Here is a 26,032-nt window from a genome sequence, read left to right as displayed (position 1 = left end):
GACATCTAACATTTATAGCTGCACTGAAACCACTAGATGTTCCCTTTCTTCAAGGAGAACCACCAATGACTGAATAATTACCAAAAAACTATTAAATCTCAAAGCTATATTTAATAGGGGATTTAGTATGGAATAAATTCCCCAATTTATAAGTTTGATTAAATAATTCATTATAGGGGGTGTAACTCAATGGTAGAAGAAAAGAAAGAAGAGAAGAAGGATGAAGAAGTTGCTCATGTAGCTCCGATCCATCCTGAAGATGAACGAGGGGGAAAAAAGAAGCACCTTTTGAGTTGTGAAAAGACGGAATAAGGTCTTTGATCTAACCGCATTGTTTCGACACAGTATAATATAGGATATAGGAAAAATGGAAACTGTCAAAACGTATAACACACACAATAAAAAGTTAAATTATACAAAGAAAACATGGGCTAGAAGCCCAATCCTATATAAAAAATGTGTGCTTCTGTCAAATAAAGATTATACAAAAACTGAAAAAAGATACAAAAACTGAAAAAAGAACTATATAGGAAAAATGGAAAACTATCAAAACGTATAACACACACAATAAAAAGTTAAATTATACAAAGAAAACATAGTCAAGAAGCCCAATTTTATATTTTATATAAAATGTATGCTTCTGTCAAATAAAGGTTATACAAAAACTGAAACGAGAACTGGCAATACAAAGCTGACATTTAAAAGGTGGATCCGTATCTGGTTATTTGCCTTTTTTGCCAGCTTTATGTCCATTTTTCAGTCCTTTTTGATACTATCGAGTTTTTGATTCGATAACTTTTTAACAAATGTAACTTTACAGGAAAGTCAGCACGCTGTCAACTAGCAGCCTGGGAAAAACAATATCATAAACTATCTTTAGAAAACTTCAACGGGTAAATATCTCTAGGTCCGTTTTCTGTAATTGCTGGCTATTGATAACATTTTTTGTTATTGATAACATTTTTTGTTATTGATAACATTTTTTGTTATTGATAACATTTTTTTGTATTTCACTGGTTGGTACTTGTACTTATCAATTAAGTTGAAATCAATATTAATAGACCTGTTTTGTATACAAACAGACCTATTTTGTATAGGTTGAATAGTTACGAATTTTTAACAGTTTCGGGAATCGCCAAAATGCACCATTAATTCCGCCAGCAGTCGATTGCAATCAATCAAAAACCCAGAAAATAATAAAAAATCTCTCCTTTCATCACTGGATTTTGGTACCGGGTTCTCCCCAGAGAGCTATAATCTTATCAATCGCTATGTGCGTATACTTTCCATCCTGTTCAAGAGTGAGCACATTGTCTGCGCAGGCTTTCACCTTTCCTTTAAAAACATCAGGACCCCCACAGTAAACATCTATAACTTCACAAAGATAGTGTTCCACTATAAAAGATTGCATTTCTTTGCACCTCAACTATACGATTTTGAAATATAAAGTTTTGAAATTATTGTGCCCAAAGAGCTATTATTTTATCAATAGTTATATGGGTAAGCTTTCCATCGTTTTTGAGGGTGAGGACATTATCGGCACAGGCTTCTACGTTTCCTTTGAAAATATCAGGCCCTCCACAATAGACATCTACAGCCTTGTTGAGGTAATGCTCAACTATAAAAGATTGCATCATGTATTCTTCTCCTTGTTTTCTGTTACTGGTCAATTATCTGTTAGGTTGTTTGCTGACACATACGGGTTTTACACCTATGTGCATCCGCTAATTATAACTATGCCCTTTTATGATATATAAATATATTTAACCAGTTAAATTGATTTTCGTGATGCTGCGCCTTAAATATTCAGAACGAGAATTAGCTTACTCACTCAAAGCCTGTCCATTTCTCAGGTTCTCGTTTTCCTGCAAAATAAAAAGATAATTATATGACCTTTGTATTCAGGTTGATTTGTGTTAAGGATTCGGGAAAGTTAAGTTTAGCTGGAGAACTATTATGAAGTCAGGTTTTTAGAAAAATAAGGAGCAACTCAAAAAATATCTAAAAAATTCTGAAGCTTGTGCTTATTCTTAACCTTAACTCTGCCATCTATAGGAAATAAGTAATTCCAATTCATAAATTTCCAACATCAATCGCCTCTAATATGGAAACTTTGGTTTGTTATTTACATTCCCTAATAGGGGATATATTATTTTGAAAAAAATGAATTGCAATATGTCTCTTGATTTGGGATATGAGGCTAATATTCAATACTTATTCCTTAACTCATCGGAGTTAAGGTCTTAAATTATTCTTTTGTCCACAAACCAAATAAACTCTTATATAACTATTAAAATTTGAAAAAGAAGATATTCTTACCCGGATATCAAGTTTAATAAAGATATTCATTTTTACTTGTTTTAACAGTATCTATTTTTATCAACAAATTCTCAAGACTGCGAAATATATATATATTTAGACGTAGTTTTACCCATAAGCAAATTAGATATACTTGATTTGCGAAATAAAGTGCCATTTTAAATCTCCTTAAATCTGCAGTCTTCCAGGAGTAATTTGCCATTTTAAATCTCCCAAAAACTGCAGTATTCCGGAAGTATGTTGCTTTAAAACCTCCATTAATTTTTTTATTTTTTCAGTCTTCTAATTTACAGCCCACATAGGAGTTAAGAAGAAGATATCACTGCAACTTTAAGAAGAAGATATCACTGTAACTTATCAGGATTTCCCGGTAACTAGAGTTGACCCTGTGGGCTGCTACAACTTGGTTTTCAAGAAATTCGGTTGATTTTCCTCTATTTCTTTCCTGCAATAGCTTTAGAGGATGTCCATATGGATGTGCTCGACCATACGGTCCAGAAGCCCCATCCTGGGAATCCCCAGGAAAAAAGCAATTGTTACATCTTCCATACCGTTTCCCCGATAAAGAAAATATACGGGATAAGGTTAAAATATGTAGAAAAAAAGATCAGAGAATCAATAGTCTGCAGGGATACATACTTCTGAAAAAACAGTCTTAACTGCTTTGCCAGGACCCAGTAAGGTTGGATAGGTGAGGTTGGTCAAAAATACCTATACTGTGTTTATTTTACTCATAAAGCTAAAACTTGTTATCATTTGTAACTATTCAGCCACTGATAAAAAAGTATGTTTTTTCAGCAAAATGCTGAAATTCTCAGAATAATAGCGGCGCTCCTTTGAGCGCCGCGAGAATACCGTCTATAACAGGTAAATCGTTCTTTTTAATGGTTGAGATATAAGCTCTAATTCTGCAGAAAGCTTCCGCTCCTTGTATAGTTCTGAAAGTTCCTGATATTTTCTGCTGTAATTTCATCATCCTTATGTCTCTTTCTGCTTGGTTATTCTCAAACGGAACTCTCAAGTCATTGAGGAATCTCAGGATCTGTTTTTTGTTTTCTATAAACCTGTCAAGTAGGTTCCTTGCTTTTGTTTTTGGATTTTTACCACGTTTTCCTTGTTTTTCAGGGTTTAGAGAAGGTGGATTTTCTTCAATCCCTTTCATGACTACAGCATCGAACCTTTCTTCTAACACTTTAATTTGCTCAAAGTCCAGATCTTTGACCTGCTCTTTACACTCATCAGTATACTTTTTCATTTCTGTTAACAGTTCATTCATCTCTTTAGCCCATTGCTGTTTATAGTTCTCCTCAATTCCAGTAAGTTCTCTCTGGAGATGAGCATTGCAAAGAGCATGATCACATTCATAACTGTTATAGGGTTTCCATCCGTCATGAACTGCTATTCCTTTAAACTCTGGAAGAATTCCCATGGCATTAATTGCTTCTGATCCTCTTTTTGAGTGAGCAAAATAACAGGTGTATTTGTCATTAGAAGCTACATGAAGCCAATGCCTTTTTCCTTCAATTTTCATCCCAGTTTCATCACAATGGATTACAGGAGAAGTTATTAACCTCTCCTGACTCACATTTTCAAACTCCTCTAAATTCCGGAAGCATTCTTTTTCTGCTCTGATTATCGTAGCAGAACAGATTTTTATCCCCATAACGTCATCAAAAAACTCTAAAATCCTTTTATAGGGAATAAACTGGTAGTTTTTACAGTAAATTGCTGAAGCTAAAATATTAGGACCATACTGGACGGGATATTTCACAGATTCTGGAAAAGAAGCTTTATTTGATTTTCCACAGTGAGTACAGGTCTTAATCTGACTTCGATGTTCCGTAACAATTAGATTTACAGGAGGAATATCAAAAATTTGTCTTCTCTCATAAGCTTCAACTTCAACATCCTCAAGAGTATGTCCACATTCTTTGCAGCAGGTCAAAGAATGTTCAATTACCTAATCAGGATCATTAACCATATCAAGAGTTGTGCCTGGATGACCTTCTTGACCTCCAGGTTTCTTCCCACTCTTTTTCCGGAGACTCTTGGGATTAGGTTTTTCTTTGACTAAAAAGTCAGTAGAAGGAGGTTTACTGCTGTTTCTGCTATTTTGATTTAAGCGAGATTCTAAAATCCTTACACGTTCTTCTAGTTCAGCAATTCGAATAGCTTGTTCTTCTATGATAGTTTCAAGTCTCTGGATTACAGAAATTACAGCTTCAGGACCAGCTTCATAGATAACGAGGATCTCTTCACGTGTAAGCATAATAACGAAACAAAATAGGATTCAATTTATATGCAATTTTTCCTCGAAAAGAGGAAAAATTGTAGCCTTTGAAAGGCTACCTGAATTGTTACTATCATTTTTGCTAAATTTATATAAAGTAACTTGTATAAGCAGTGCTTGGAAGTAAAGATGTCAAACAATTTGACATAGCATTACTACCGCCTTGAGAACTAATTCAAAGGTATTGAGAAATCAGTATCAACTACATAAGCCAGAAACCTCACCAAAAGAAAAAACTCCAGAACTTTGCCTCAAGGATTGAAAAAACATAGAAACTGAATAGAAACAAAGTAAGGATCCTTCATTGGGGTCCCAAATCCCGGTTGTGTTGCAAAAATATTCTTCTCGCACTTTAAGGCTATAATTGATACTTGTATATGCCATTTTCTAGGTTATTAGAGTTGTTAACTTTCAGAATTTTTGCAACACAACCTGTACTTTCATATCGAATAGTAAAATCTGTATTTATACTTTACTTAATTACATATCAAACGAAAAACTTACGGATAGAGAGAGGATTACATGACAAAGAAAATTAAGTTATCAGAAATAACAGACAAATTCAAAGATGTACAAATACTATCTCTTGAAGGGGTAGATATAGAAGGAGACCCCGAGCTCGATCTTGATGGACTCGGAAGCGGCTTTGATCCGATGCTTGCTGCTACCCTCGGACAGGAGTGTGCAATACTTGCACAGCAGTTCTCAAGAATTAATAGTGTGTTCAGCGTCCCTGTGGGCAAAGGTGCTCCCAAAGCCGCTCCTGAAGATTCCCCTTCTCCTGCAATCCGAAATTTAAAGACCTGATTCCTGCCAAACGAGCATGAAGTTCTTGCAAAATGGCTCAAAAACGGATAATCTCTTATTTTTATATTTATATTATCTACGAAGCTAAAATCTATTAGCTAAATCCATATCTTTAGTTATTTTTTGAGTATAATTAGATTAATTGTTCATTAATGTCAGACTGATGTTTTTTATGATTAAATCTTAAACAAAGCTTTCAATCCTATTTATATTTCCAAATTGTAGATTCTCTTGAGCATAGCCAAAATAGTTAAGGAAGTGAAATATGGAAGCAAGTAGCCGGTCGCTTCAAAGTATGATTTAGACCTGGAGCTATTATGGCAAAAGTCGAAAAAGTTTTACTATTACTTAAAAATATGGTGTATGAGAGCAACAGCCCGCAGGAAACTCTCAAATTTGCAAAGTTTTACCGGAGTAAGGGGCTCAAAGTACTGGTGGTTCTATGGGGACCTATGGGTGTACTGCTTGCAAAAAAAAATAAAACCAGAGGATCACCAAAATATGATTCCACTGTTCAGGAGTGCATTGACATGGGAGTAGAGTTTCGGTGCTGTCAGCTTGCCTCAGATATGATCGGGTTTAATAAAGAGGAACTAATTCCAGGGATTGAATTTATTTGTTCAAAAAATATAGCAGAACTTTTTCTGACATATACTGAAGAAAACCAGCTAGTAATTAATTTCTGAACCTTGGATTCCTCCACCGAAATCACATACAGAGAGACCACGCGCAAATATGAGGAAGTTAATTAACGGCATTTTGTACGTTGTTACGACAGATTGTACTTGAAAGATGTTCCTCGTCGCGATGGATCTAAGTCAACAGTTCATAGATTTCATCTTTATAGGAAGAAGCATAAAACCCATGAAATCTTAATTTCATGGGATATAAGCGTCAACTTTCATATATTTTTCAGTTATTGATATTGCTAAACTATTTTTCGTATTAAATTAATTTGATATCAGGTTCATTGTGAACACAGCTTCATACCCGTCACCCCATACATCTTGCCCATAGATATAGGAGAATGTTGAACGAACAGGTCGGCAAGTTTGGATTCATTCTCCCAGGTATCGCTTGCTGCTATTATATCTTCCATTCCGTTATCATAGTTCCCGGGTGCTTCACTGAAGATCCTTGATCTTGAAAGATAATGTGCTGTGCTCTCATTATAACCATTTGTTATGGGTACAGCTTCCATTTTCAGTGAATTCCATCTGACATAGTTCGTTTCATTGATTTCATTAATGTCTGCAACTTTCGGATAGCCTCATCGACCAGTTCCAGTGGATATGGGAACGTATCTCGGTGCAGTCCAGAGGAATGGACCATTACATCGATCCTCGGATGATTCATCTCTTCTAGTGGTATGACCTCAAAACCGGTAATGTACCCCTTATCTCTCGCAGGCTCTACTCCAAGGAAGGAATATATCTGTGCTTCCATAAGCCCATGATGGCGCAGTGTTTCCATAGTTAGAGGACATACGACACCTTAAGCGGATAAGTCTCGTTATGGCTGTTGTAACCCACTTTCCGCAGTATTTTTCGTATATTCATTATTTTTCTTGCTATCGATTTTTGTCCTAACGTGAATTTATCGGATTTCTATGCAGGAGTTAAAAATGGCTATACGGCATGTTCAGAGACCAAAAAACTTAGTATTCAATTTTTATTCAAATTTCAGTTTGGGTATATTAATTGAGAATTTTTGAAAAACGCTATCGGAAAAAATATTGATTTTCAAAAAAATACTGCGGAATGTAGGTTGCAATAATAACGTACTCTATTTTACAAGAATTATAAAAAGAGAATTAATTTTATGAGGACAATTTTCTAAAAGGACAATTTTCTAAAAGGACAATTTTCTAAAAGGACAATTTTCTAAAAGGACAATTTTTTAAAAGGACAATTTTCTAAAAAACTACTGTGGAGATCTTTCCGTATCACACACTTTTTAAATGTTGTATATATCCTCAAACTACTTATCTTCATCCTATGATTTTAAGCCGACTGAATCAGATTATCATTTTCCGTCACCATAAATCTGATAGTAACCTGGGTCCCATTATTTCTCTTAAGTTCAATTTTTCCATCTAACTGGTCAACGAGAATGTTTACTAACTGCAAACCAAGGGACTCGGCACTTTTTAATTCCAGATCCTCCGGAAGTCCTTTTCCATCGTCAGAAATTGTCAGGCTGAAAAGGGATTTATGTGTGTTGCAACTTATTTCTTCCTTACAGAGTTTAATAAGGATATTCCCTTTATCTCTCCCCGTAAATGCATGTTTGAGAGAATTTGAAACTAATTCATTAACGGTAATTCCTAACGGGATAGCCGTATCCATATCAAAAAAAATGTCTTCTTCCATATCCATGCTCAGACTGAAATTTTTGCCACTAAGCTTGTAAGTCTTAAAAAGACTTTCAACTAATTTTTGAATGTATGCCGAGAAATCCAGTGTATCAGTCCCTTCACCTTTATAAAGTTCCTCATGGATGAGAGACATTGAGATTACCCGGTTCTGACTTTCCCTGAAAGCCTCTATAATGTTTTCATCCTCGAATTTCTCTGCCTGAAGATCTAGCAGAGAAGAGATTATCTGCAAATTGTTCTTGATTCTGTGATGAATTTCTTTTATCCGAATTTTGTCCATTCTTTCCAGAGCTTCTTCAGCTTTTTTGCGCTCAGTTATATCCTGAAGGACTCCTCTTATCTGAGCAGGGCTACCTTTCTCATCAAAAACAACTTCTCCCTGCGAATGAACTGTACGCTTTTCTCCATCAGATAAGTTAATCCTATATTCAATACTAAAGGGCTCTCCTTGCAAAGCTTTTTGAATAGAATTATATATAAAGTCTCGGTCATCCAGATCTATATAACTCAAAAAATCATTATGAGCTGAAACCGGTGCCTGCGGATGAACCTGGAGTATTCTGTAAATTTCGTCCGAGCAGTAGACTTCATCAGTCAGAAGATTCCATTCCCAGTTCCCGATATGAGCTATTCTTTGAGCTTCACTGAGACTTAATTTATTTTCCAGCAATGATTTATAAGCCTCTTCAAGTTCAGCTGTACGTTCTTTAATTTTTTCTTCTAAAGTTTCATATGCTTTATAGAGGGATTTTTCGGTCTGCTTACGCTCAGTAATATCTCTGATGATAGAAACCGTTCGAGGCTCTCCGTTGCAATCCATAAAAAAGACCATGCTTGCCTCTCCAAGGAATGTAGTTCCGTCCTTACGCCTGTAAGTAAGTTGAGCTCTTGCTGACCCAGAGAGAATAAGTTCATCTAATAAAGCTGATAGCGACGGTTCTTGCAGATCTAAAATTGCATCATGTTCTTTGCCAACAAGCTCTTCTTCCGTCCATCCAAGCATACGGCAAACTGCAAGATTTGCTGATAGGATTTTTCCATCGTCTCTTGGATCGGTCAGGATAATACCATCTATGCTATGATCGAATATCATCCTGTAGAGAGTTTCACCATCCATCAATTTCTGATCTATATTACCGTATCTCATATTCATCTTTGGCCATGGATAAAGAGTCAAAATTTATCACAATATTTTTGCTTTATTACCCTACTTTGACAGAAGTATACATTTTTTAATGTATAAATGGGCTTCATGCATCTGTTTTCTTCATTAAAGATAAATTTAGATCGGATGTTTAGTGATTTATGACATTTATTATTTTGTCAAATTGTAATGCGTCGATAAAACGTGTTTTTTGTATGAAAATACTGTATTAATTAGCAGAATCTGTCAAATTAGGTTATTAAGAGAATCTCAAATTAGAATTTTAATTAAACAAAATGCTTGAGCAATAAGTAAAGAGTATGGCAAAAGTTAATGATAATTCTCATGTATGAACCTGTCAATATCATCTAAAAGGTATTTTAAAAGGTATTTTGGAATTATTGAGTTCGACATACTTAATAATCTCCCAACAAATGAAATCATTTATTTACTTTTTTCATTTCCGTAATTTAATAACTTATATATTAAAATAAAATGTGTGAGATTTCAGGCAAATTATTCCCGGAAAACTGCAAGTTTAAGGAGATATAAAATGGCAAATTACTCCTTAGAGACTGCAGATTATCGGAGGATTCAAAACAGAACCTATTAGACAAATCAAGTAAATTTGATTTGATATTAGATAAGAATACATCTAAATATATATAGATTTCGCATTTAGAGAAAGAAATTAAAAAAAAGAAAAAATAACAAAACAAGTAAAAGTGGAGTTAATTGGAGAAAGCACCAAAACGATGATTTCAATACTTGAACTTCCAGCTATAAGCGTGTAAAACATCTTCAGACTTTAAGCAGTCTGAAAATCATGTTTCGCATCTGATTGTACGATTTTTGCACGATTTTAGTACTTCCTTCCGGTTCTATGACCTCAAAACCAAAATTACATGCAAATTCTTCAATTATTATATCAAAATCAGACTCATAGGACAATTGTGTTAATTTTGATAACTTTTCAGTAACCAAGTTTTCTCAGATGTTCAGGAGTGAATTATGAACCAAAAAGCGATTAATCACCAACTCTGAATACGGTCTTCCAGATTACAGCTCACATGGGAGTTAAGAAGAAGGTATCACTTTGACTTTTCAGGATTTCCCAGCAACTAGGACAGCCATGTGAACTTCAGATTGGGAACCAAAAAAGCTATAAGGCTACCAAAACCAGTTGAAATTCCTGCAAATGTTGTGAGAAAAAAAGCAGTTGATACATCTCCCATGTAGAGTCCCCAATAAAAAAGATATGCGGGATAGGTTAAAAATAGGCTCTTCGTTGTTTTGTGTGGCTATTCTCATAAAAACCAACGCGGTCTGGAAGTGAAAATCGTCTTATCCATAGAGAATGACAAAGAGCCTAAAAATATGTAGAAAAAAAGAAAAAGGAATCAATATTCCACAGATATACGCAGATATGCGCAGATGAAGAATTAATTTGCCTTACCAAAAAAAATACGGCGCTTATTATTTTGCGCCTCATTTCACATACGAAATTAAAACTTCTTTTTCCTGAATCCCAGATAAATTCCACCAATGAAGGCCACAACAACTAAACTTGCGTAAATTATTGAAAAAAATTAATCTGAAGTGGATGTACCGGTTGAAGCGGATGTGTCCGTTGAAGAAGATGTACCATTCCCCTCCGAATCTTCAGGCACGTAAATCACCCTGCCGTCAGCCAGCTTGTAAGCTGTCCCGAGGGCTTCACCCGTTCCCCCTCCAATGTTATCGGTCATGTTCAGGACTTCTATGGGTTTCCCCTCTTCCTTGATGATTATCTTCATGTCCTCAGCTCCGGGATTTTTTACAATAGTAATATTTTCATTCGAGCTCAGAAGCTCAGGAAGATGGTAAGACATCACAAGAGCTACTAGTAAAGCTACAGAAAAGACCATTGCAACGTCAAAAAGATTGGCAACCCCGGTCATGGGGTTTTGCTCATCGGGGTCATTTAAAAGCCCGGTTCGCCTGTACCGTCTGGGTTTTCGCATGGTTTTCCTCCTTTAAGAAAACAATCAATTTCCGCTCTTCTCCTCGAGTATATCCAGAATATAATCGATATCCGACATATCCTCCCAGTACCAGCGCCTCCTGACCTGGGTAAGCACATAGGCTATTCCGGCAGAAAAGAGCCCTACAACAGTAGTTGCAAAGGCAATCATCAGGTTTTGTGCAAGGGTTTCGAGGTCTCCTTGCGAAAGCCCTATCAAGGCAGGTCCCAGCGGGATCAACGTCCCCATAAGTCCGAGCATAGGGGCAACCGTTGAACTGATCTTCGTGTTTTCAAGGCGCTTTGCCATTTTTATCTCGTATTCCTCAGAGAGCTTCTCAATTGAAGGAAAATTCCGTTCTTCGAGGTATTTTGCAGCTTCTCTTGCAAAGGACGTGACCATATAATTTTGTTTTAGACTCTCAAGAGCCCTTGATGCTTCAGAAAAAGCCGAATTAGAGAGACTGTCCCGTATTTTTTTGCAATCAATTTCCAGGTTGTTCCGGTCCCTGTTCCTTTTTGAATACTCAGAGATGAATTCTCCTAATTGGATAAGTGAAACGAAGGCAAGGATTGTCAGAAGTATCATTACCGGATACAGCAAAGCCGATGAAAATACGTACATCGTCTGGGATAAAAGATCCATATTACTCATTGGTTAGACCTCACGCGACCAAGGAAAAAACCTGCAAGGACCAGGACCCCGAAAGCCAGAAGAGGAAATATGCTTGATTCTCCCGTTTCCATAGGAGCCAGGTTCATCTGTTTTGTTTTCATATATGCCGGTATTAGCAGAGCCCCTAAAAGATAATAAATTCCAAGAAGCATCATGGCGCTTCCCATTGTTTCAGGAGTCATTCCCAGCCGGGTTTTCCCAAACCTGAAAAGAAGAGAAGAAGCTACAACTACAGTAAAAAAAGCAATTCCTACAAGAAGCCCTATTTCTATCCCAGAAAAATTGAGATTTTCTGAAAGCAGCATACAGGATACCGCAAGAGCCCCCAAGCAGACAGGACAGGGCATGGATATAGCCAGAAAAGTGTGTCTGGAAACATCTTTTCCTGAATTCCATTTTTTCTGGGTATAAATCCCGGCCCCTATAAGAAGCAGGGAGACAAGAACATGGACTCCCATACCCATTGAAGAAAGACGCTCAAAAGCATCCAGGCTTATATGATCAGCAACGCTTCCGAATAAAAGAGCAAGAAAAAAGTAACTACTCGCAATTGTAAGAATTTCTCGTGTAGTGATATTTGAAAATCCACAACCTAATCCAGTTTTTATCCCGAAGAGAAGGATACCTATCAAAATTCCAATAACAGTCAACGTCGAAGAGTCCATAGTACCTTCTGAGCATCTATAATAGGATTAAATAAAAACTGGTTTTTGGGTAACGTTCGTTATCCATATGGATAACAAGTTCAATTGAAGACGTTTTTTAAGAATAAAGGTAAAATTCCAGACTCTCAGCGACAGGAATTGCAGAGAAACAATCGTAAAAGTGAGGGAATAGGTATATGAATACATTAATATATAATTTGCCTTAAAAAAAGATCCAGGGACAAGAATAGCAAATGAGAGTCAGAATTTAACAAAAATTATGCGAGAATTCACCCTGTTAACCATGGAATATTTTTGAACAATCCGAGATCGGGGAAAGGAATGAAAGTAAATTTGATATAAAAATAAAAGAAAAAAGCAATTAGAAGATACCATAACATGAGTTACTTGTGTTAGAAGGGGCAATAATTATAAGTAGTTGAGATAAAATAGAAGTAATCATGGTAGTAAGTGTTATGAGAAATTCAGGAATAAACGGCGGTGGAGAAAACCTCTTCAAGGCGATTTCAAGTGATACACGTCTCTCTATTCTTGAAAGCCTGAGTGAAGGGGATAAGCATATTTCCGGTATTGCAAGAGAAATAGGGATTTCCGTGCCTGTAGCTGCTAAACATGTAAAAATCCTGGAAAAAGCCGAACTTGTAGAAAGAAAAAAGTTTGGAAATACCCATATGATAGGCATAAAAATGAACAATGTATATTCTTTCCTGGACCGCTTTGCAGAAAACAAGAAGCTTGAGGTGGAGGAAGGTACGAGTCTGCTTGAAGCCTTGAAAAGCGTAACAGCTGTAGAGGTAAGGAAAATGGGAGACAGGACAAAGGTAGTCTCTACTGACGGGGAAGAGGGTTTTTATATATATGAGGTGGACGGCAAATTCTCGGATAAAACTGTAGATGAATATAAGTTTTATGAAGATGCCATCGTGGAATGGAAGAAGCTAATTCCGGTCACGAAAAAAAGGTTACTTGTGAATATAAAGAGATAAAGCAGCTCTTACCAGAGCAGCTTTAACTAAAGTTCATCAGAGCAGCTTTAACTAAAGTTCATCAGAGCAGCTTTAACTAAAGTTCATCAGAGCAGCTTTAACTAAAGTTCATCAGAGCAACTTTAACTAAAGTTCGTCAGAGCAACTTTAACTAAAGTAATTTTCATGAAAGTAGCCTATGTGAAAGTAACTTATACTACCATACAGAGAATCCTGATCAAATAAATTTCCGAAAAATTCAATCTTCCGGAAAAGCAGGTTCACTCTTTTAACTTTGCCAGAACTCCAAGATGGTCTTCATGGTAGGGCATAAGATCCCTGGTAGTCAAGATTTCGAATCTGGGTTCGAAAGCCTGTTCAAGCTTTTTTACTTCTTCCGTAAAGATCTCCTTCGGACTTGCCGCAGTGTCGATGCTACGGGCCTTGATCGAGAGCAGGAGATATCCACTTTTATTCAAAAAACGTGCAGCATTTCTTGCAGCGATTTCTGCCTGATTGGGCTGGGCAACGTCCTGAAAGATCAGGTCTACAGGCTCAACGATATGGGCATAACTGTCCGGTTTCCCCGCATCAGCAAGGATGGGGAAAATGTTTTTGCGTCTGGAAGCAAGCCTTATAAAGTCGCGCATACTTCTCGGAGCAAATTCAACAGCGTATACTGCCCCTTCAGAGACGATATCAGAAACGTGACTGACCGTTGTACCTGAAGCAGCCCCCAGATAGAGAACCTTTGAAGTCTCCTTAAGGGGAATATTGAACTTCTTGAGGACCATGGCTCCAAGCTTGCTCCGGCGAGGATCCCAGGTCCGGTACTCGACTCCTTCAACCGGGATTAGCTTTTCTCCATAAACAGTCTTTCCCAGGTCCAGGTTCTTTGTGACAAGCTGCTTTTTGCCCTTTGTAACCTCAAAAACCCCATCATAAAGCTTCCTGACTTCGGGCATTTACTTCCTCCTCTTTTTCTTTGGTTTTGCCCCACTTTCATGCCTTTTTTGCGGAGGCCTGGGATTTGAAGCCCGGATTTTCTGGACTTTTTCATCCAGTTTCTCTTGCATAGAAGGGTCAATTTTCCCGGAGTAAAAGTCGATTCGAGCGGCAAGGGAAAGTTTTGCTGCAAGGGCTCTTGCAATTTTTCCTCGCACCCACCAGGGCGAGGTATTGATAAGGGGATGGCTGAAGATTACCCCGTGCTTGGGGGACGGTGCCCTGTCCCGGAGGTGTTTGAAGAGGGCCTTGCTGGCCCCGATAACCTGAATTGTACTGGACGGAAAAGCAGCAAGTTTTTCAAGGCTGCCTGCAATGCTTATGAGCCTTGCCCCTAGCATGGGCCCCGCAATCATGGTCAGATTGGGCGCAAGGACTTCCATACTGCTCTCGATGTAAGTTTCAATCTGCTTTCGCCGTTCGTAGAGACCGCATACGCTCTCTGCAAAACCTTTAAGAAGCGCTTCATCTGAAGCTTCGAGTTTTGCGCCCATGGAATTCCTGGCTTTTAAGAAAAGAGGATCATCAGGAGCAATATTGTCACGGGAGCCGTATTTAACGATAAAAAGCGCAAGAGCTTCCCCGTTGAGCCCACTTTCGGGGAAATAACCTCCATACCACTCAAAAAGTCTTTCCGAAAGGGAGTTAGTTGTCTCATTGATGTCGTCAAGGGCTTCTACTGCCTGAACTATGCGCTGGTCAGGAGTAAGAGCCTCTGAGACCTGGATTTTTGCAGCTTCCAGCATGACTTCATGTAAAAGAGAATAATATTCCGAAGGGGACTCTACAAACCTGCACTCGACAGCGACAGCTTTCAGGTCAAAACCTTCGGGGGGGAGATTCTTCTTGCTGCCCCTCAAAGAAAGGGAACGGAGTGCAAGCTCTCTGATATCTTTTGGAAAAGGGTAGGAGGCAAAGACTTCTCCTTTGCTGCCTATCTCAAGAACTCCAAACCAGGTATCGATTTTCAATCGGAGCCTCCGAAGATGTCCGCACCCCGGTTCTTTGCCTTTGTAAGCATTACATCCCCACCAAGTGATTCATCAAGCATCCGCTGGACTTCTTTCTGGAGTTTTTTACCTTCTCCCGGACTCCCGACAATCCCGTAGACGACAGGCCCAAAAGAACTGATCCCTGAACCACTGGCTCCGTTGTCCTGCATATATTTCATGGCATCGAGTACAGCCTGAGGCTGCAGTTCAACTTCCCTCTTTTTAAAGCCCACAGTCTGGAAATGGTTGACTGCCCTGCCGAAACTTTCCAGGTCTTCTTCGATTAGCGCAGGGAGCATCTGCATGAGAATAACATGAGAGATTTCCTGGACTTCCCTAAGAGGAATGGGACAAACTTTTTTGAAAATATCGACTTCTTCTGCGTCATGGACGCCTTTGGTATTGGGAATTGCAAGGACAATATGCCAGTCGGGGAAATCCCTCCTGAAAAGCACAGGGCCTGGAGGCATATGGCTGGCCGCGGAAGGAGAAAATGCACCTTTATCCCTGAATTTGTGCCCCCCATCCAGGACAAAACCTCCATTTTCAAAAGCAGCAACCCCTATTCCGGAAGTCCCGCCTCTACCTACGGCAACTGCGAGTTCCCGGACACTTTTTCCAAGTCCATAAATCTCATTTACGGCTGCTGCTGCAGAGAGCGCGACCTGGGTTCCTGAGCCAAGCCCTACATGGTCAGGAAGTTCCTTATTAATATGAATCCTGATGCCTTTCCCTGCCGGAAGCACAGCTTTTGCTGCTTTTCGCATCCTGCCTGCTAGAAGGGAATCCCCCACAACTTCGACTGCATCCGCTTCAGCTGCCGAAATTTCCAGGCTGGGTGATTCGAGAGTAATTCCTGCTCCCCCATCAACCCTGCCAATCTCTGCATTAAGATCAATAAGGGTAAGATGCAGTCTGGATGGAGACACTACATTAATCATATTCATTTGTATCCTCATTGCTTATTCATAAAGCTTAGGAGTTAACCTTCGAACTACCCCGAAGTTTTTCCTTAACAATCGAATAAGTAAAAGATAAAGTTTTCCCGTTAAATATAAATTTAAGGAATGGAAAAATCAGCGAATATATTTTTATACGAATCTCCGCGTTCCCCCGAAAATCCAGCAGTGTCTCCATAAACACGGGACATACAGAAAAGCTGCAGTTCCGACAGCGGTTGTAAACCGTTCCCAGAAGAGCATGTATAAGCCCGCAAAGCATTCCTGTGTCTGCGGGATCGGAAAGCCCGAAAGTAAGGTCAGCCTTCAGATTTTTGATTTTGATTGCGGAAAGTGTGTCAGAAAACAGACGGAGCAGAGGTTTTCGAAGAGCTTTGTAAGCTTCAAGGCCCCAGTGAAGTTTTTCTCTGGTGCTCATCCCTTTCTTTGCCTCAACCTCAACTTCCTGACCAGTCTCTTTTTTCCTTCTTAGCCGGGCAAATATCCCTCTTTTCTCTTTGCCCTCAAAAATTAATGTTTCCTCTTCAGGTTTCTTTTCTCCAGGTTCCCTGTCTTTTTCCATCTGCATCTTGAGTTCTGATTTTAGGAGGTCTTCCTTTCTGCTTTCAGCTTCTTCCGGCTCTGGCTTTTCAGGAATGGATTTTTCCTCCTCAGGCTCTTTAATTGAAAAAGTATAGGAAAAGAGCAGCCATTTTACAGTAAATATGCCTCCCAGTTCTTTCTTTTCTTCCACGCTCAGGACCTTGAGCTTGAAAGTAAGAACTATCGCTGTAAAAAGTATGAATAAAACAAGCAGAAAAACCAGAAGAAAAAGATAGATGGCAAGCATGCTAAACAGGTTGAGGGAAAAAGATAGCCCTGACTATCCCGAAGATCCTAATCGTTAGTTCTGGTTCCTGGAAAATTCCTCAAAAAGGTTAAACCGGAGGGATTTACTGGAAACAGCCCCCTTTCCCTTCGGGTTCCGTATGCTCTTGTTCTTTAATTTCCGTTTTGCCAGCTTCCGACCCCTCTCCTTTTTTGTGCTTGCCGGTCTTGCCTTTGAATTTCTCCAGAATGTCAGGCACAACCTCCTGAAGGGAACTGAGGATTGAACCTACATCACCTTTCTCAGAGATCCGGAAAATTTTTGCATCATCTTCAGAGAGCATAATAAAAGCAACAGGCTCTATCTTCGCACCTGCACCTCCGCCACCTCCATATCCGGATTCTTTCTCCTTTTTACCTTCCCCACCTCCGCCTCCGAAACCCATTGTGAGTTTGGAAACAGGAATGATTGTTTTCCCGGCAGCTGTAATAGGATCTCCTACAACAGTTTTCGTAGTTGCAATTCTTTCAAGTTCAGATGCAATTTCTTTAATGGTCTCTTCTACGCCCATCTTTTTTAGCCCCCGATGTACGGTATCATTTGTTTATATGAGTAATAAATGTTGCCCATCTTAAAGACATTTATAATAAAGTTATAAGAGAGATTAACTTCATTGTATTTGAGTAATCCTGTATTTGCTGTTCCCCTGTATTCACAGTTAACCGGGTGTAACTCCGAATTAAAATTCAATTTTTAGAGTAAGAATAATAGTGCTTTTTTCGGAACCCTTCGGAGTATATGCTTTTTCTCTTCTGGCCTGTCTTTTCAGATATATTTTTCCTCCAGTCTATCTCCCCGGGTCTATTTTCTTCCCTAAATTCAACCAAATACCCGGCTTACTTGAGATTATTTTTTGAAATATATGGCGTTTTTGATTGAGAGCTTTTAATTGAGAAACATACACATTAGGAAAGATGGAAACGCTTATTGAAAAAATAAGAAAGTATTTCGTTAATATAATATAACAGTACATTTTCTTTAAAAGTAATACTCTTTAAAACCATAGATTCTGACTCCGGGCTTTGGAAGCTTTAGATATGTTAAAAAAGTAACACAGCTGCCAGAATGGAGCATGTTACAAAAACCGGAAACGGGAACATGTAATATTTATCAAATATTTATCAAATAGGACATCCAAATATATTTTAATGGGTTTATTATGTGGCAAGAAAAAAGAAATAGTATCCTCTTATTTGCAGTAATTCTTGTACTTTATTTGTCTGTAGGGGGAAGCGCATCAGCTGCAACAATTTATGTGGACGATGACGGATCTGCAGATTATACAACAATACAGGATGCACTAAATAATACGGTTGATGGAGACACTATAATAGTGAATCCTGGAACTTATCCAGACGATGAACGAATCGATGTGAATGTGTCTGTGACAATAAAAGGAGCCTCAGGATATCCTTCAGTTGGTGGTTTCAATCTGTACATGCATTCGCGTGTTGAGGGGCTAACGATTACTAAGGGAATTGATTTTGACCGAGCCGGCATAGAATGTACAGTAAGGAATAACAGGTTTGAAGACTGCGGCGTAAGTATGGGTAGCAGTTACATGTATGGAAATCAGACAATAATGAACAACCTCTTTACAGGAAGTGGGGCGGGAGTAAATACTTATGACAGCTGGCATAATAAAATTATAGGGAATACATTTCAAAACTGTAATGTGGGTATACATTTCGGATGGGGTATGGGCAGCCACATAGTCACCGGAAATACGTTCAAAAACTGTGGCATAGGTATCCGCCTGATCGACGACACTGCCACGATTTACAACAACTATTTTTATAATAATATAAACCTGCAGATTGAGGATGCAGCATTCTGCACTCTGAACACTACAAAAACTGCAGGTGAAAATATCATCGATGGACCCAATATAGCCGGGAACTACTGGGCGACACCTTCGGGGGATGGTTTTTCCCAGACCCACATGGACACTAATGGCGATGGGATAGCTGAGGAAGCATATCAGATCGCAGAAGGTTCTATTGACTACCTGCCTCTTGTAACTCCCAGGACGGAACCTGAACCTGTCCTCCCTACCGCAAATTTCAAAACAAATACGACCAGTGGGAATGCCCCTCTTTCTGTCCTTTTTACCGACCTTTCAAAGGATACAACAGGATGGAACTGGAACTTTGGAGACGGGGCTACTTCAACCAAAAAGAATCCAATCCACACTTATTCAGCGATAGGAAGCTATACTGTTAACCTGACGGTAAGCAACTTGAATGGCACTGATTCAGAAACTGCTGATATAACTGTGCTAGAAAAAGAGGAAGAAGAAAACGAAAGTGAAAATGAAGGAAACGAAAGTGATAATAACATTCTTCCCACAGCAAATTTTACAGTAAATAAAACCAGCGGCCATTATCCCCTTACAGTCCTCTTTACCGACCGTTCCCAAAATGCAACAGGAAGGAGCTGGGATGTAAACAATGACGGAATCGAAGATTCTAATGAGTCCAGCTTTGTTTATACTTACAGTTCCAGAGGGACTTACGAAGCTAAACTGACCGCAATCAATGCAAACAGCACGGACACAGAAACTACTACAATAACCGTGATGAGGAAAAGCAGCGGCTGAAGCAGTAGTAGTGGTGGTGGAGGAGGATCCCCCGAACCTGCAAGAAACGTTGAAACCAAGGAACTTTCCCAGGTCTTCATCACAAACGGCAAGGCCGTAAAGTTTGATTTTGCAAAAGGAGCAACATGTGTAGTGTACGTGAGCTTCGATTCAAAAAAGACCGCTGGAAAGACCACAACCATTGTTGAGCAGCTGAAGGACGAGTCCGCCCTGGTCCCCGAACTTCCTGCAGGCGAGGTCTACAAGTCTTTTAATGTCTGGGTGGGGAACAGCGGATTTGCAACTGAAAAGAACATTGAAAACCCGGTAATCTGCTTCAAGGTTGAAAAAGCCTGGCTGCAGAATAAAAGTATAGACCGGGATTCGATCACCCTGAACAGGTATAACGATGAGGAAGAAGCGTGGAAACAGATATCAGTTAATCTCACGGAAGAAAACGATACATACCTCTACTTCACAGCAGACGTTCCCGGATTCTCATCCTTTGCAATGACAGGAAAGGCAACAAGCTTCTCCGGAGAAGATACAACAGGCTCGGGACCAGAACAGGAAACTCGCCTCGCAGAAGGTGAATCAGTAAAAAATGCGGGAGAAGGAGTTGAACAGAGCGCTGCACAGGGAGAGAACACGAAAGCCCCAGGATTTGAACTAGTCTACGGGATAATCTGCTTGTCCGCTATCCCTAAATATAAAAGAAAGTGAGAAAGTAAGAGTTGAAAAAAAGAAAGGAAAAAAATCAAAAACAGAATGCAGATTTTGACACCGAAAAATTGATTGATGAAGGCCTATTCCTTCATCACGTTTTCTAATTTTCGCCCCCGGAGGACTCAATTATCCTCGATTATGTCCGTAACCCTTTTATCCAGACATCCCCGGGCTTCAACCTCATATAGCATATTTTATCTCTATTTAAAAGTATTAATCTAAATCAGAATATTTATATCAATTAACATTCTTTCCAATTAAATATAACTCTTTAATATAAAGAAGTTGATGCGGAGTGAATATAATCAGTTATTAAATAATTATAAGCAGATTTATACATTCGCATGGTTTTGAGTATATCTTGATTCACTGCTAACAAGTTAATTACCCGCTAATTTTAAAGATATAACGGGTTTTCTGCTGAGGGTTTATGGAATATACCCATCAAACAAATTTACCTATAATACAGATTTCACCCCCAATTTCTTGAATAGCCGGAGGAATTAGAAATTAAAAATAAATTAATCGTTTTACTAATTGCTTTTCTCATTTTAATATTAATTTCAGGTACTGGAGCCACGGCCGAGATTACAGTCCAGCCAGGAGATTCTATACAGGCTGTTGTTGACAATGCAAGTTCAGAGGACGTAATAACCATACAACCCGGGACTTATACAGAAAATGTCAAAATATATACAGATGGCCTAACTATCAGGTCAGCATCCGGAAACCCTGACGATACAATGATTAAAGCTAAGAATACAGCAGACAACGCGGTCTTTGTGGATGCGGACGGGGTAAAAATTAGCGGCATTAAAGCTGCTGCAGCAACTGCGCAAAGCGCCTCAGGAATACGTCTATCCGGATGCAATAACTGTGTAATTGAACAAAACAAACTCACGGTTAACGGGCGCGGAATTTATCTCGTGAGTTCTACAGAGTGCACGGTATCAGGTAATACAGTTATAAATTGTGGTTATTATGGAATTTTGCTTGAGAGTTCAAAAAACAATATCATATCCGGAAATAAGGTTACCAATTCCGAACGCGGCATCTATATTGGCAGCTCTGACGATAATAACATTTCAGGCAATACTGTTACTTTAAACAATAATGTAGGATTCTATAGTTGTAGCTTGTGTGACCGAAATCTGGTTTATAATAACTACTTCAATAACACCGGGATATCCATTAAAACCGGGTCAGGAAGTAGATTTAATACTACAAAAACCGAAGAAACAAATATCGTCGGTGGCTCTAATATCGGAGGGAACTACTGGGGAAAACCGGATGGAACAGGGTTCTCCGACACAGCATTAGATAATGATGGAGATGGGATTTCCGACTCTACATACACCCTGCCAGGCAGCTCATACGTAGATTACCTGCCTCTTGTATACCCGTCCAGCTCACCTGAGCCTGTGCCCCCTGTTGCGGACTTCAGCAGCGATGTTACTTCAGGGAATGCCCCGCTGGAGGTTTCATTTACTGACAAAAGCACAGGAGATCCCACTACATGGGACTGGGATTTCGGAGACGGGAACGTTTCAACAGATAAGAATCCCGTACACATATACACCTCAGCAGGAACTTACACGACAACGCTTACAGTAAGCAATGCAGACGGAACAGCTTCAAAAGACGGTACGATAACGGTCCTCCAAACCACTGAACCAGTCGTTCCTGTTGCTAACTTTACAAGCAATGTTGTCTCAGGAAACACCCCACTGGAGGTTTCATTTACAGATACGAGTACAGGCTCTCCAACAGCCTGGAGCTGGGATTTTGGAGACGGAACCACTTTAACAGACCAGAACCCTGTACACACATACACCTCAGCAGGAGCCTACACTGTAACGCTTACAGCAAGCAATGCAAATGGGGGATCTTCAAAAACAGGTTCGATAACTGTCCTTCAAACCTCCAAACCAACAATTCCTGTTGCAGATTTCGGCACCAACGTTATTCAGGGTCCTGCTCCTCTTGAGGTCCAGTTTACCGACCTCTCACAAAATGCAGTTTCTTGGAGCTGGGACTTTGACAACAACGGACAACCTGATTCCACCGACAGGAGTCCGGTTTACGTATATGAAGTCCCGGGAGACTATACTATTAACCTGACAGTGAGCAATGAAAACGGCACGGCTTCAAAAACACTAGGAATAGAAGTGCTGGAGACAGAAGAGGATGACAGGCTTCCTGTTGTAGATTTCAGCGCGAATGTTACGAGCGGATATGCTCCCCTTGCAGTCCTATTTACAGACCTCTCGCAAAAAGCAACCGAGAAGGGCTGGGATTTTGATAATGACGGAGTGGTTGACGCAAGCTCCAGTACCATAGATTATGTGTACACATCTCCGGGAACCTATACCGTAAACCTGTTCGCAAGCAATGAAAACGGCACGGTTTCAAAAGCTCTCGAAATAAATGTGCTGAAAAAGAGAAGTTCAGGAGGAAGCAGTCACAGTAGCGGTGGTGGCGGTGGAGGAGGTTCCCCTGAGCCTGCAAAGAATGTTGAAGTGAAGGAGCTTTCACAGGTCTTCATTACAAACGGAAAAGCTGTAAAGTTTGACTTCACAAAGAATGCAACCTGTGTTGCGTATGTAGGCTTTGACGCAAAAAAGACTCTGGGAAAAACCACAACTATTGCTGAGCAGTTGAAAAATAAGTCCGCACTTGTTTCCGAACTGCCTGCAGGGGAGGTCTACAAATCCTTTAATGTCTGGGTTGGAAATGGCAAAATCGCAAGCTCAAAGAATATAGAAAACCCTGTTCTCAGTTTCAAGGTTGAGAAGTCCTGGATACAGAATAAAAGTATAGATCAGGACTCGATCACACTGAACAGGTATGAGGAAAAAAACTGGGAGCAGCTGACGACCAACCTTACAGGAGAAGATGATAAATACCTCTACTTCACTACCGATGTTCCCGGGTTCTCTTCCTTTGCGATAACAGGTACGACTATCCGACAGATTGAGGAAGAAAGTAAACAGATTCCCGCTGAAGAAAGATCTATTGGTGATGTTCAATCAGAAAAGAACGAGACTGAAGAACCTGAATCTGAGGAGAACAGCAGGAACAGCAATATCCTGTTAAGCGTAGGGATCGTTATCGGAGCTCTGGGGTTAGTCGGATTGGTATTGAAGAGCATGAAGAAATGATACCGGGACGTTTCATAACGTTCCGCTTCTCCTATTTACAGTTCACATTTAACATGATGAATTTGTGATCATGAAGAAAAAAGATGGAGTAATGGAGCCATTTACTTTTCAGAGCTTTTCTGCAAGGTTTCCGAACTCCAGCCGACCTGAAGCCGGAGATTTCGGCTCCTTTTTATCATTTTCCTTTTTTTCAGGGGAACAGGGCACTATATTTGCAAAAAACTCTTCTACCAAGTTTCCCACATCCCTTGGAGCTACATCGAGAAACTCTCTGCTCTCTTCGGGAGGGAAGTATCCGAAAACCGAAAATTTGCCCAGCTTGCGCATCTGGGAGCCCTGGTAGCGAGCATCAAGGAGGATTCTTACCCCGAAATCTCCAGGAGAACGGACAATTCTTCCCATTGCCTGCCTTACCTTCCTGATTGTTGGCACCTGGACTGCAAACTCCCAGCCATCTCCAAAATTGAAAACCGTGTCATATGCCGACTCTACAGCTTTTATCCTGTCATTCAGAGCCGGGTACCCCACGCCTACAATGATCACGGTCCTGCCGCGGGAGTCTCTGAAATCAACACCTTCACTCAATGTTCCCCAGAGATAGGTAATGAGCAAAGCTTTTCCTCCCTGCTCACCTATTTTGAAAAACTCCTGCCTGATCTCCTGGGCTGAGACCCCGACTTCATCAAGGAAAATTGGGATCGTAAGCTCGGGCCCAAGGAGTTTTGTATAGCGGAGGGCTTCCGCATAACTCTGGAAATAAACGACCACGTTTCCGGACGATGCAGCAATGGCAGCTAGAAGCGCTTCTTTCAAACTTTCCAGAGTTTCCGGGCTGTCTCTGTTTTTTGCAAAGAGAGGAGGGACTGAAACCGCAAGAGTAAGCCTTCGTTCCTGTGGGAAAGTAGTCCCATAGGTGATTTCTTCTATTTCCCGGGTAATGCCCAGTGAGGATTTGGTCATCTCGAAAGGCCGAAGGGTAGCCGACATCAGCACTGCCGAATAAACGGAATCAAGCAAAGGTTGGGTCACATTCTTGGGAATACAGGTGAAAAGTTCAAGCCTGCCGATTACCCTGTCGCTTTTAAAGTCTCTGCGCATGTTCAGGATCGGGTAATAGTTCTGCCGATCCGAAAGTACAAGATAAGAAGAAAGAAAATCTGCAACATAACGGATCTGGGAACGCTTGGGAACAGAAAGAAGCCCTTTTTTGTAGTTTTCAGCATAAATTTCTTCCAGCCTGCCTCCAAATTCCCCAATTTCCCGCAGCCTGGTAAGTACCTGTTCTTCATCTGCAAACCCTTCTTTCTTTGCATCCCGCAAAAAACGAACTTTCAGGACATCGAGGCGCTCATAAGGATCACTAATCTGAATGTCCTGCCAGTGTTTTCCAAGCCTGTTCCTCTCCCCGAACTTCAACTTAGAGTCATAAGTATCTCTTATAGAGGTCAGTAAACAGGAAAAAAGCCTTTTTGCGTAGAGTCGGGAGGCATAGTCCTGGTCAAGAGGGATTCCGGAGCCTGATCCGAAACCTCCCCCGAATGCAGAAGAATTGTCAGGCTCAGGAATCTCCCCTACCTCAGAAAGAGCTTTTTCAATGGATATTTCGGAAAGCATTACGGAGGAATGGGAACGGGCTGAAGCCTCGATGTTGTGAGCTTCGTCAAAGATAAGAATGATGTCTTCAGGGTCCTTCTCAAGCCATTTAAGGAGAGTCATGAAGATATCAGCATTGAGCACATGATGGAAATTGCAGATCAGAAGTTCTGTGTTTTTGAGCTCCTTTTTAAGCAACTCATACCCGCACATGCCCCGGTCTTCCGCATATTCCATAACATCTTCAGGGCTTCTTACATCCGAAAAGAGCCAGGAAGAAAACTCATTTCCCTCGAACTTGAGGACCTCATAAAGCTTTGGGCAGGAGTGGTTTCTCAGGGACTGCGCCTTTTTTCGGGCTTCCTCGATTTCTTTTTCAAGCTCGTTCCTGAGGGCGTAGAGGGCAGGGTCTTTTGTCCGTTTGTGTTTTTCCGAGGCATCTTTGAGTTCTTTTTCCTTTGAAGAGACTTCCCTCTCAAACTCAAGGAGGTCATAGGTGTTTTCCCCTTTTAGCTTACACTCCTCATAGTCGAGGTTCTCGGGACACATGGAGGTCTTGCCCTTGAAAACAATTGTTTTTATACTGTTGTCCCTGTTGATGTCCCGGGTCTCATGGATGAACTGGACCATCTGCTGGTGGACATTTGTGACTATGATTACGACCTTATTGAGTTTCTTCCCCACATGAAGAGCAGGAGCAAGGGAACTCAGGGTCTTGCCTGTCCCGCACGCCCCTTCAAAAAGCACGATTTTTTCCTGCAGGAGAGCCGAATGAATCTTCTCCATGGCTTCTGCCTGGTTTGGGTAGCAGCTTTTTTTTGTAAAATATCGCATGTATCCGTTCTTTTGCATCATACGCTTAACCCTGATACCTCTCCGGTTTCCTGAACCCTGAACAGTCCATC

General features: G+C 40.1%; 17 protein-coding genes and 4 pseudogenes. 7 read left to right on the top strand and 14 right to left on the bottom strand.

Going from position 1 to position 26,032, the window contains the following annotated elements:
• The first annotated feature begins 189 nt into the window (after positions 1-189).
• Positions 190-312, top strand: coding sequence for a hypothetical protein (locus MSWH1_RS20435; RefSeq protein WP_255350476.1), 123 nt, complete (start codon positions 190-192; stop codon positions 310-312).
• 904 nt (positions 313-1,216) lie between these two features.
• Here MSWH1_RS20435 and MSWH1_RS01380 read toward each other — a convergent pair.
• From MSWH1_RS01380 to tnpC, 3 genes and pseudogenes are all read right to left on the bottom strand, one after another.
• The gene (locus MSWH1_RS01380) at positions 1,217-1,411 is read right to left on the bottom strand and encodes an MM0924 family protein (RefSeq protein WP_048125419.1); all 195 of its coding nucleotides are present in this window, start codon (positions 1,409-1,411) and stop codon (positions 1,217-1,219) included.
• Positions 1,412-1,457: 46 nt separating this feature from the next.
• Positions 1,458-1,637, bottom strand: a complete 180-nt coding sequence (locus tag MSWH1_RS01375) for an MM0924 family protein (protein ID WP_048125417.1) — start codon at positions 1,635-1,637, stop codon at positions 1,458-1,460.
• Between the two features lie 1,496 nt (positions 1,638-3,133).
• Positions 3,134-4,588 (bottom strand): annotated as a pseudogene (gene tnpC / locus MSWH1_RS01360) (IS66 family transposase).
• 543 nt (positions 4,589-5,131) lie between these two features.
• On the opposite strand from tnpC, the pseudogene MSWH1_RS01350 reads away from it, so the two are divergent.
• Both MSWH1_RS01350 and MSWH1_RS01345 read left to right on the top strand, forming a co-directional pair.
• Positions 5,132-5,427, top strand: a pseudogene (locus MSWH1_RS01350) (acetyl-CoA synthase subunit delta); the annotation flags it as partial.
• A gap of 306 nt (positions 5,428-5,733) precedes the next feature.
• Positions 5,734-6,102, top strand: coding sequence for a DsrE family protein (locus tag MSWH1_RS01345; protein ID WP_048125408.1), 369 nt, complete (start codon positions 5,734-5,736; stop codon positions 6,100-6,102).
• Positions 6,103-6,383: 281 nt separating this feature from the next.
• Here MSWH1_RS01345 and MSWH1_RS18695 read toward each other — a convergent pair.
• The 5 genes and pseudogenes from MSWH1_RS18695 to MSWH1_RS01310 form a co-directional block, all read right to left on the bottom strand.
• A pseudogene (locus MSWH1_RS18695) lies at positions 6,384-6,862 on the bottom strand (cobaltochelatase subunit CobN).
• 557 nt (positions 6,863-7,419) lie between these two features.
• Positions 7,420-8,940: a histidine kinase dimerization/phosphoacceptor domain -containing protein gene (locus MSWH1_RS01330; RefSeq protein WP_231591861.1), complete on the bottom strand. Its 1,521-nt coding sequence runs from the start codon at positions 8,938-8,940 to the stop codon at positions 7,420-7,422.
• A gap of 1,586 nt (positions 8,941-10,526) precedes the next feature.
• The gene (locus tag MSWH1_RS01320; RefSeq protein ID WP_048125403.1) at positions 10,527-10,940 is read right to left on the bottom strand and encodes a DUF2149 domain-containing protein; all 414 of its coding nucleotides are present in this window, start codon (positions 10,938-10,940) and stop codon (positions 10,527-10,529) included.
• 24 nt (positions 10,941-10,964) lie between these two features.
• Positions 10,965-11,594 carry a MotA/TolQ/ExbB proton channel family protein gene (locus tag MSWH1_RS01315; RefSeq protein WP_048125401.1) on the bottom strand — a complete coding sequence of 210 codons (630 nt, stop codon included), beginning with the start codon at positions 11,592-11,594 and terminating at the stop codon, positions 10,965-10,967.
• Entirely contained in the window at positions 11,591-12,280 is a 690-nt protein-coding gene (locus MSWH1_RS01310; protein ID WP_048125398.1) for a DUF2162 domain-containing protein, read from the bottom strand. Before MSWH1_RS01310 ends, MSWH1_RS01315 begins: the two co-directional genes overlap by 4 nt.
• A 440-nt stretch (positions 12,281-12,720) precedes the next feature.
• Between MSWH1_RS01310 and MSWH1_RS01305 the strand changes: the two genes are divergently transcribed.
• A complete protein-coding gene (locus MSWH1_RS01305; RefSeq protein ID WP_048125396.1) occupies positions 12,721-13,266 on the top strand; it encodes a winged helix-turn-helix domain-containing protein in 546 nt (181 codons plus the stop codon).
• A 260-nt stretch (positions 13,267-13,526) separates the two neighbouring features.
• Here the strand turns inward: MSWH1_RS01305 and MSWH1_RS01300 are convergent, their stop codons facing one another.
• From MSWH1_RS01300 to MSWH1_RS01280, 5 genes are all read right to left on the bottom strand, one after another.
• Positions 13,527-14,210: a fibrillarin-like rRNA/tRNA 2'-O-methyltransferase gene (locus tag MSWH1_RS01300; protein ID WP_048125394.1), complete on the bottom strand. Its 684-nt coding sequence runs from the start codon at positions 14,208-14,210 to the stop codon at positions 13,527-13,529.
• Positions 14,211-15,221, bottom strand: a complete 1,011-nt coding sequence (locus tag MSWH1_RS01295) for an NOP5/NOP56 family protein (RefSeq protein ID WP_048125392.1) — start codon at positions 15,219-15,221, stop codon at positions 14,211-14,213.
• Positions 15,218-16,183, bottom strand: coding sequence for a beta-ribofuranosylaminobenzene 5'-phosphate synthase (locus MSWH1_RS01290; RefSeq protein WP_048130153.1), 966 nt, complete (start codon positions 16,181-16,183; stop codon positions 15,218-15,220). Before MSWH1_RS01290 ends, MSWH1_RS01295 begins: the two co-directional genes overlap by 4 nt.
• A gap of 34 nt (positions 16,184-16,217) precedes the next feature.
• A complete protein-coding gene (locus tag MSWH1_RS01285; RefSeq protein WP_048125389.1) occupies positions 16,218-17,030 on the bottom strand; it encodes a DUF2953 domain-containing protein in 813 nt (270 codons plus the stop codon).
• A gap of 103 nt (positions 17,031-17,133) precedes the next feature.
• Complete coding sequence (locus tag MSWH1_RS01280) at positions 17,134-17,580, bottom strand: GerW family sporulation protein (RefSeq protein WP_048125387.1); 447 nt, start codon at positions 17,578-17,580, stop codon at positions 17,134-17,136.
• Between the two features lie 648 nt (positions 17,581-18,228).
• Between MSWH1_RS01280 and MSWH1_RS01275 the strand changes: the two genes are divergently transcribed.
• From MSWH1_RS01275 to MSWH1_RS01270, 3 genes and pseudogenes are all read left to right on the top strand, one after another.
• On the top strand, positions 18,229-19,668 hold the full coding sequence (locus MSWH1_RS01275) for a NosD domain-containing protein (protein ID WP_052723112.1): 1,440 nt from the start codon (positions 18,229-18,231) through the stop codon (positions 19,666-19,668).
• Between the two features lie 45 nt (positions 19,669-19,713).
• A pseudogene (locus tag MSWH1_RS19790) lies at positions 19,714-20,370 on the top strand (PGF-pre-PGF domain-containing protein); the annotation flags it as partial.
• A 512-nt stretch (positions 20,371-20,882) separates the two neighbouring features.
• Positions 20,883-23,534: a PGF-pre-PGF domain-containing protein gene (locus MSWH1_RS01270; RefSeq protein ID WP_197074629.1), complete on the top strand. Its 2,652-nt coding sequence runs from the start codon at positions 20,883-20,885 to the stop codon at positions 23,532-23,534.
• 108 nt (positions 23,535-23,642) lie between these two features.
• Here the strand turns inward: MSWH1_RS01270 and MSWH1_RS01265 are convergent, their stop codons facing one another.
• A complete protein-coding gene (locus MSWH1_RS01265; RefSeq protein WP_048125383.1) occupies positions 23,643-25,982 on the bottom strand; it encodes an ATP-dependent DNA helicase in 2,340 nt (779 codons plus the stop codon).
• Between the last annotated feature and the right edge of the window lie 50 nt (positions 25,983-26,032).

Source organism: Methanosarcina sp. WH1 (genome assembly GCF_000970005.1).
In the GTDB taxonomy this organism is placed as follows: Archaea; Halobacteriota; Methanosarcinia; order Methanosarcinales; family Methanosarcinaceae; genus Methanosarcina.
The sequence above is the reverse complement of the archived record's forward strand: the minus strand, read 5'-3'. Positions and strand labels throughout refer to the sequence as shown.

Bases quoted from the DNA above. Each gene is read 5' to 3' on its own strand.
- MSWH1_RS01305 (WP_048125396.1), top strand. From the start codon at position 12,721: ATGGTAGTAAGTGTTATGAGAAATTCAGGAATAAACGGCGGTGGAGAA.
- MSWH1_RS20435 (WP_255350476.1), top strand. From the start codon at position 190: ATGGTAGAAGAAAAGAAAGAAGAGAAGAAGGATGAAGAAGTTGCTCAT.
- MSWH1_RS01300 (WP_048125394.1), bottom strand. From the start codon at position 14,210: ATGCCCGAAGTCAGGAAGCTTTATGATGGGGTTTTTGAGGTTACAAAG.
- MSWH1_RS01285 (WP_048125389.1), bottom strand. From the start codon at position 17,030: ATGCTTGCCATCTATCTTTTTCTTCTGGTTTTTCTGCTTGTTTTATTC.
- MSWH1_RS01310 (WP_048125398.1), bottom strand. From the start codon at position 12,280: ATGGACTCTTCGACGTTGACTGTTATTGGAATTTTGATAGGTATCCTT.
- MSWH1_RS01345 (WP_048125408.1), top strand. From the start codon at position 5,734: ATGGCAAAAGTCGAAAAAGTTTTACTATTACTTAAAAATATGGTGTAT.
- MSWH1_RS01320 (WP_048125403.1), bottom strand. From the start codon at position 10,940: ATGCGAAAACCCAGACGGTACAGGCGAACCGGGCTTTTAAATGACCCC.
- MSWH1_RS01375 (WP_048125417.1), bottom strand. From the start codon at position 1,637: ATGATGCAATCTTTTATAGTTGAGCATTACCTCAACAAGGCTGTAGAT.
- MSWH1_RS01380 (WP_048125419.1), bottom strand. From the start codon at position 1,411: ATGCAATCTTTTATAGTGGAACACTATCTTTGTGAAGTTATAGATGTT.
- MSWH1_RS01280 (WP_048125387.1), bottom strand. From the start codon at position 17,580: ATGGGCGTAGAAGAGACCATTAAAGAAATTGCATCTGAACTTGAAAGA.
- MSWH1_RS01275 (WP_052723112.1), top strand. From the start codon at position 18,229: ATGTGGCAAGAAAAAAGAAATAGTATCCTCTTATTTGCAGTAATTCTT.
- MSWH1_RS01330 (WP_231591861.1), bottom strand. From the start codon at position 8,940: ATGAGATACGGTAATATAGATCAGAAATTGATGGATGGTGAAACTCTC.
- MSWH1_RS01265 (WP_048125383.1), bottom strand. From the start codon at position 25,982: ATGATGCAAAAGAACGGATACATGCGATATTTTACAAAAAAAAGCTGC.
- MSWH1_RS01290 (WP_048130153.1), bottom strand. From the start codon at position 16,183: ATGATTAATGTAGTGTCTCCATCCAGACTGCATCTTACCCTTATTGAT.
- MSWH1_RS01315 (WP_048125401.1), bottom strand. From the start codon at position 11,594: ATGAGTAATATGGATCTTTTATCCCAGACGATGTACGTATTTTCATCG.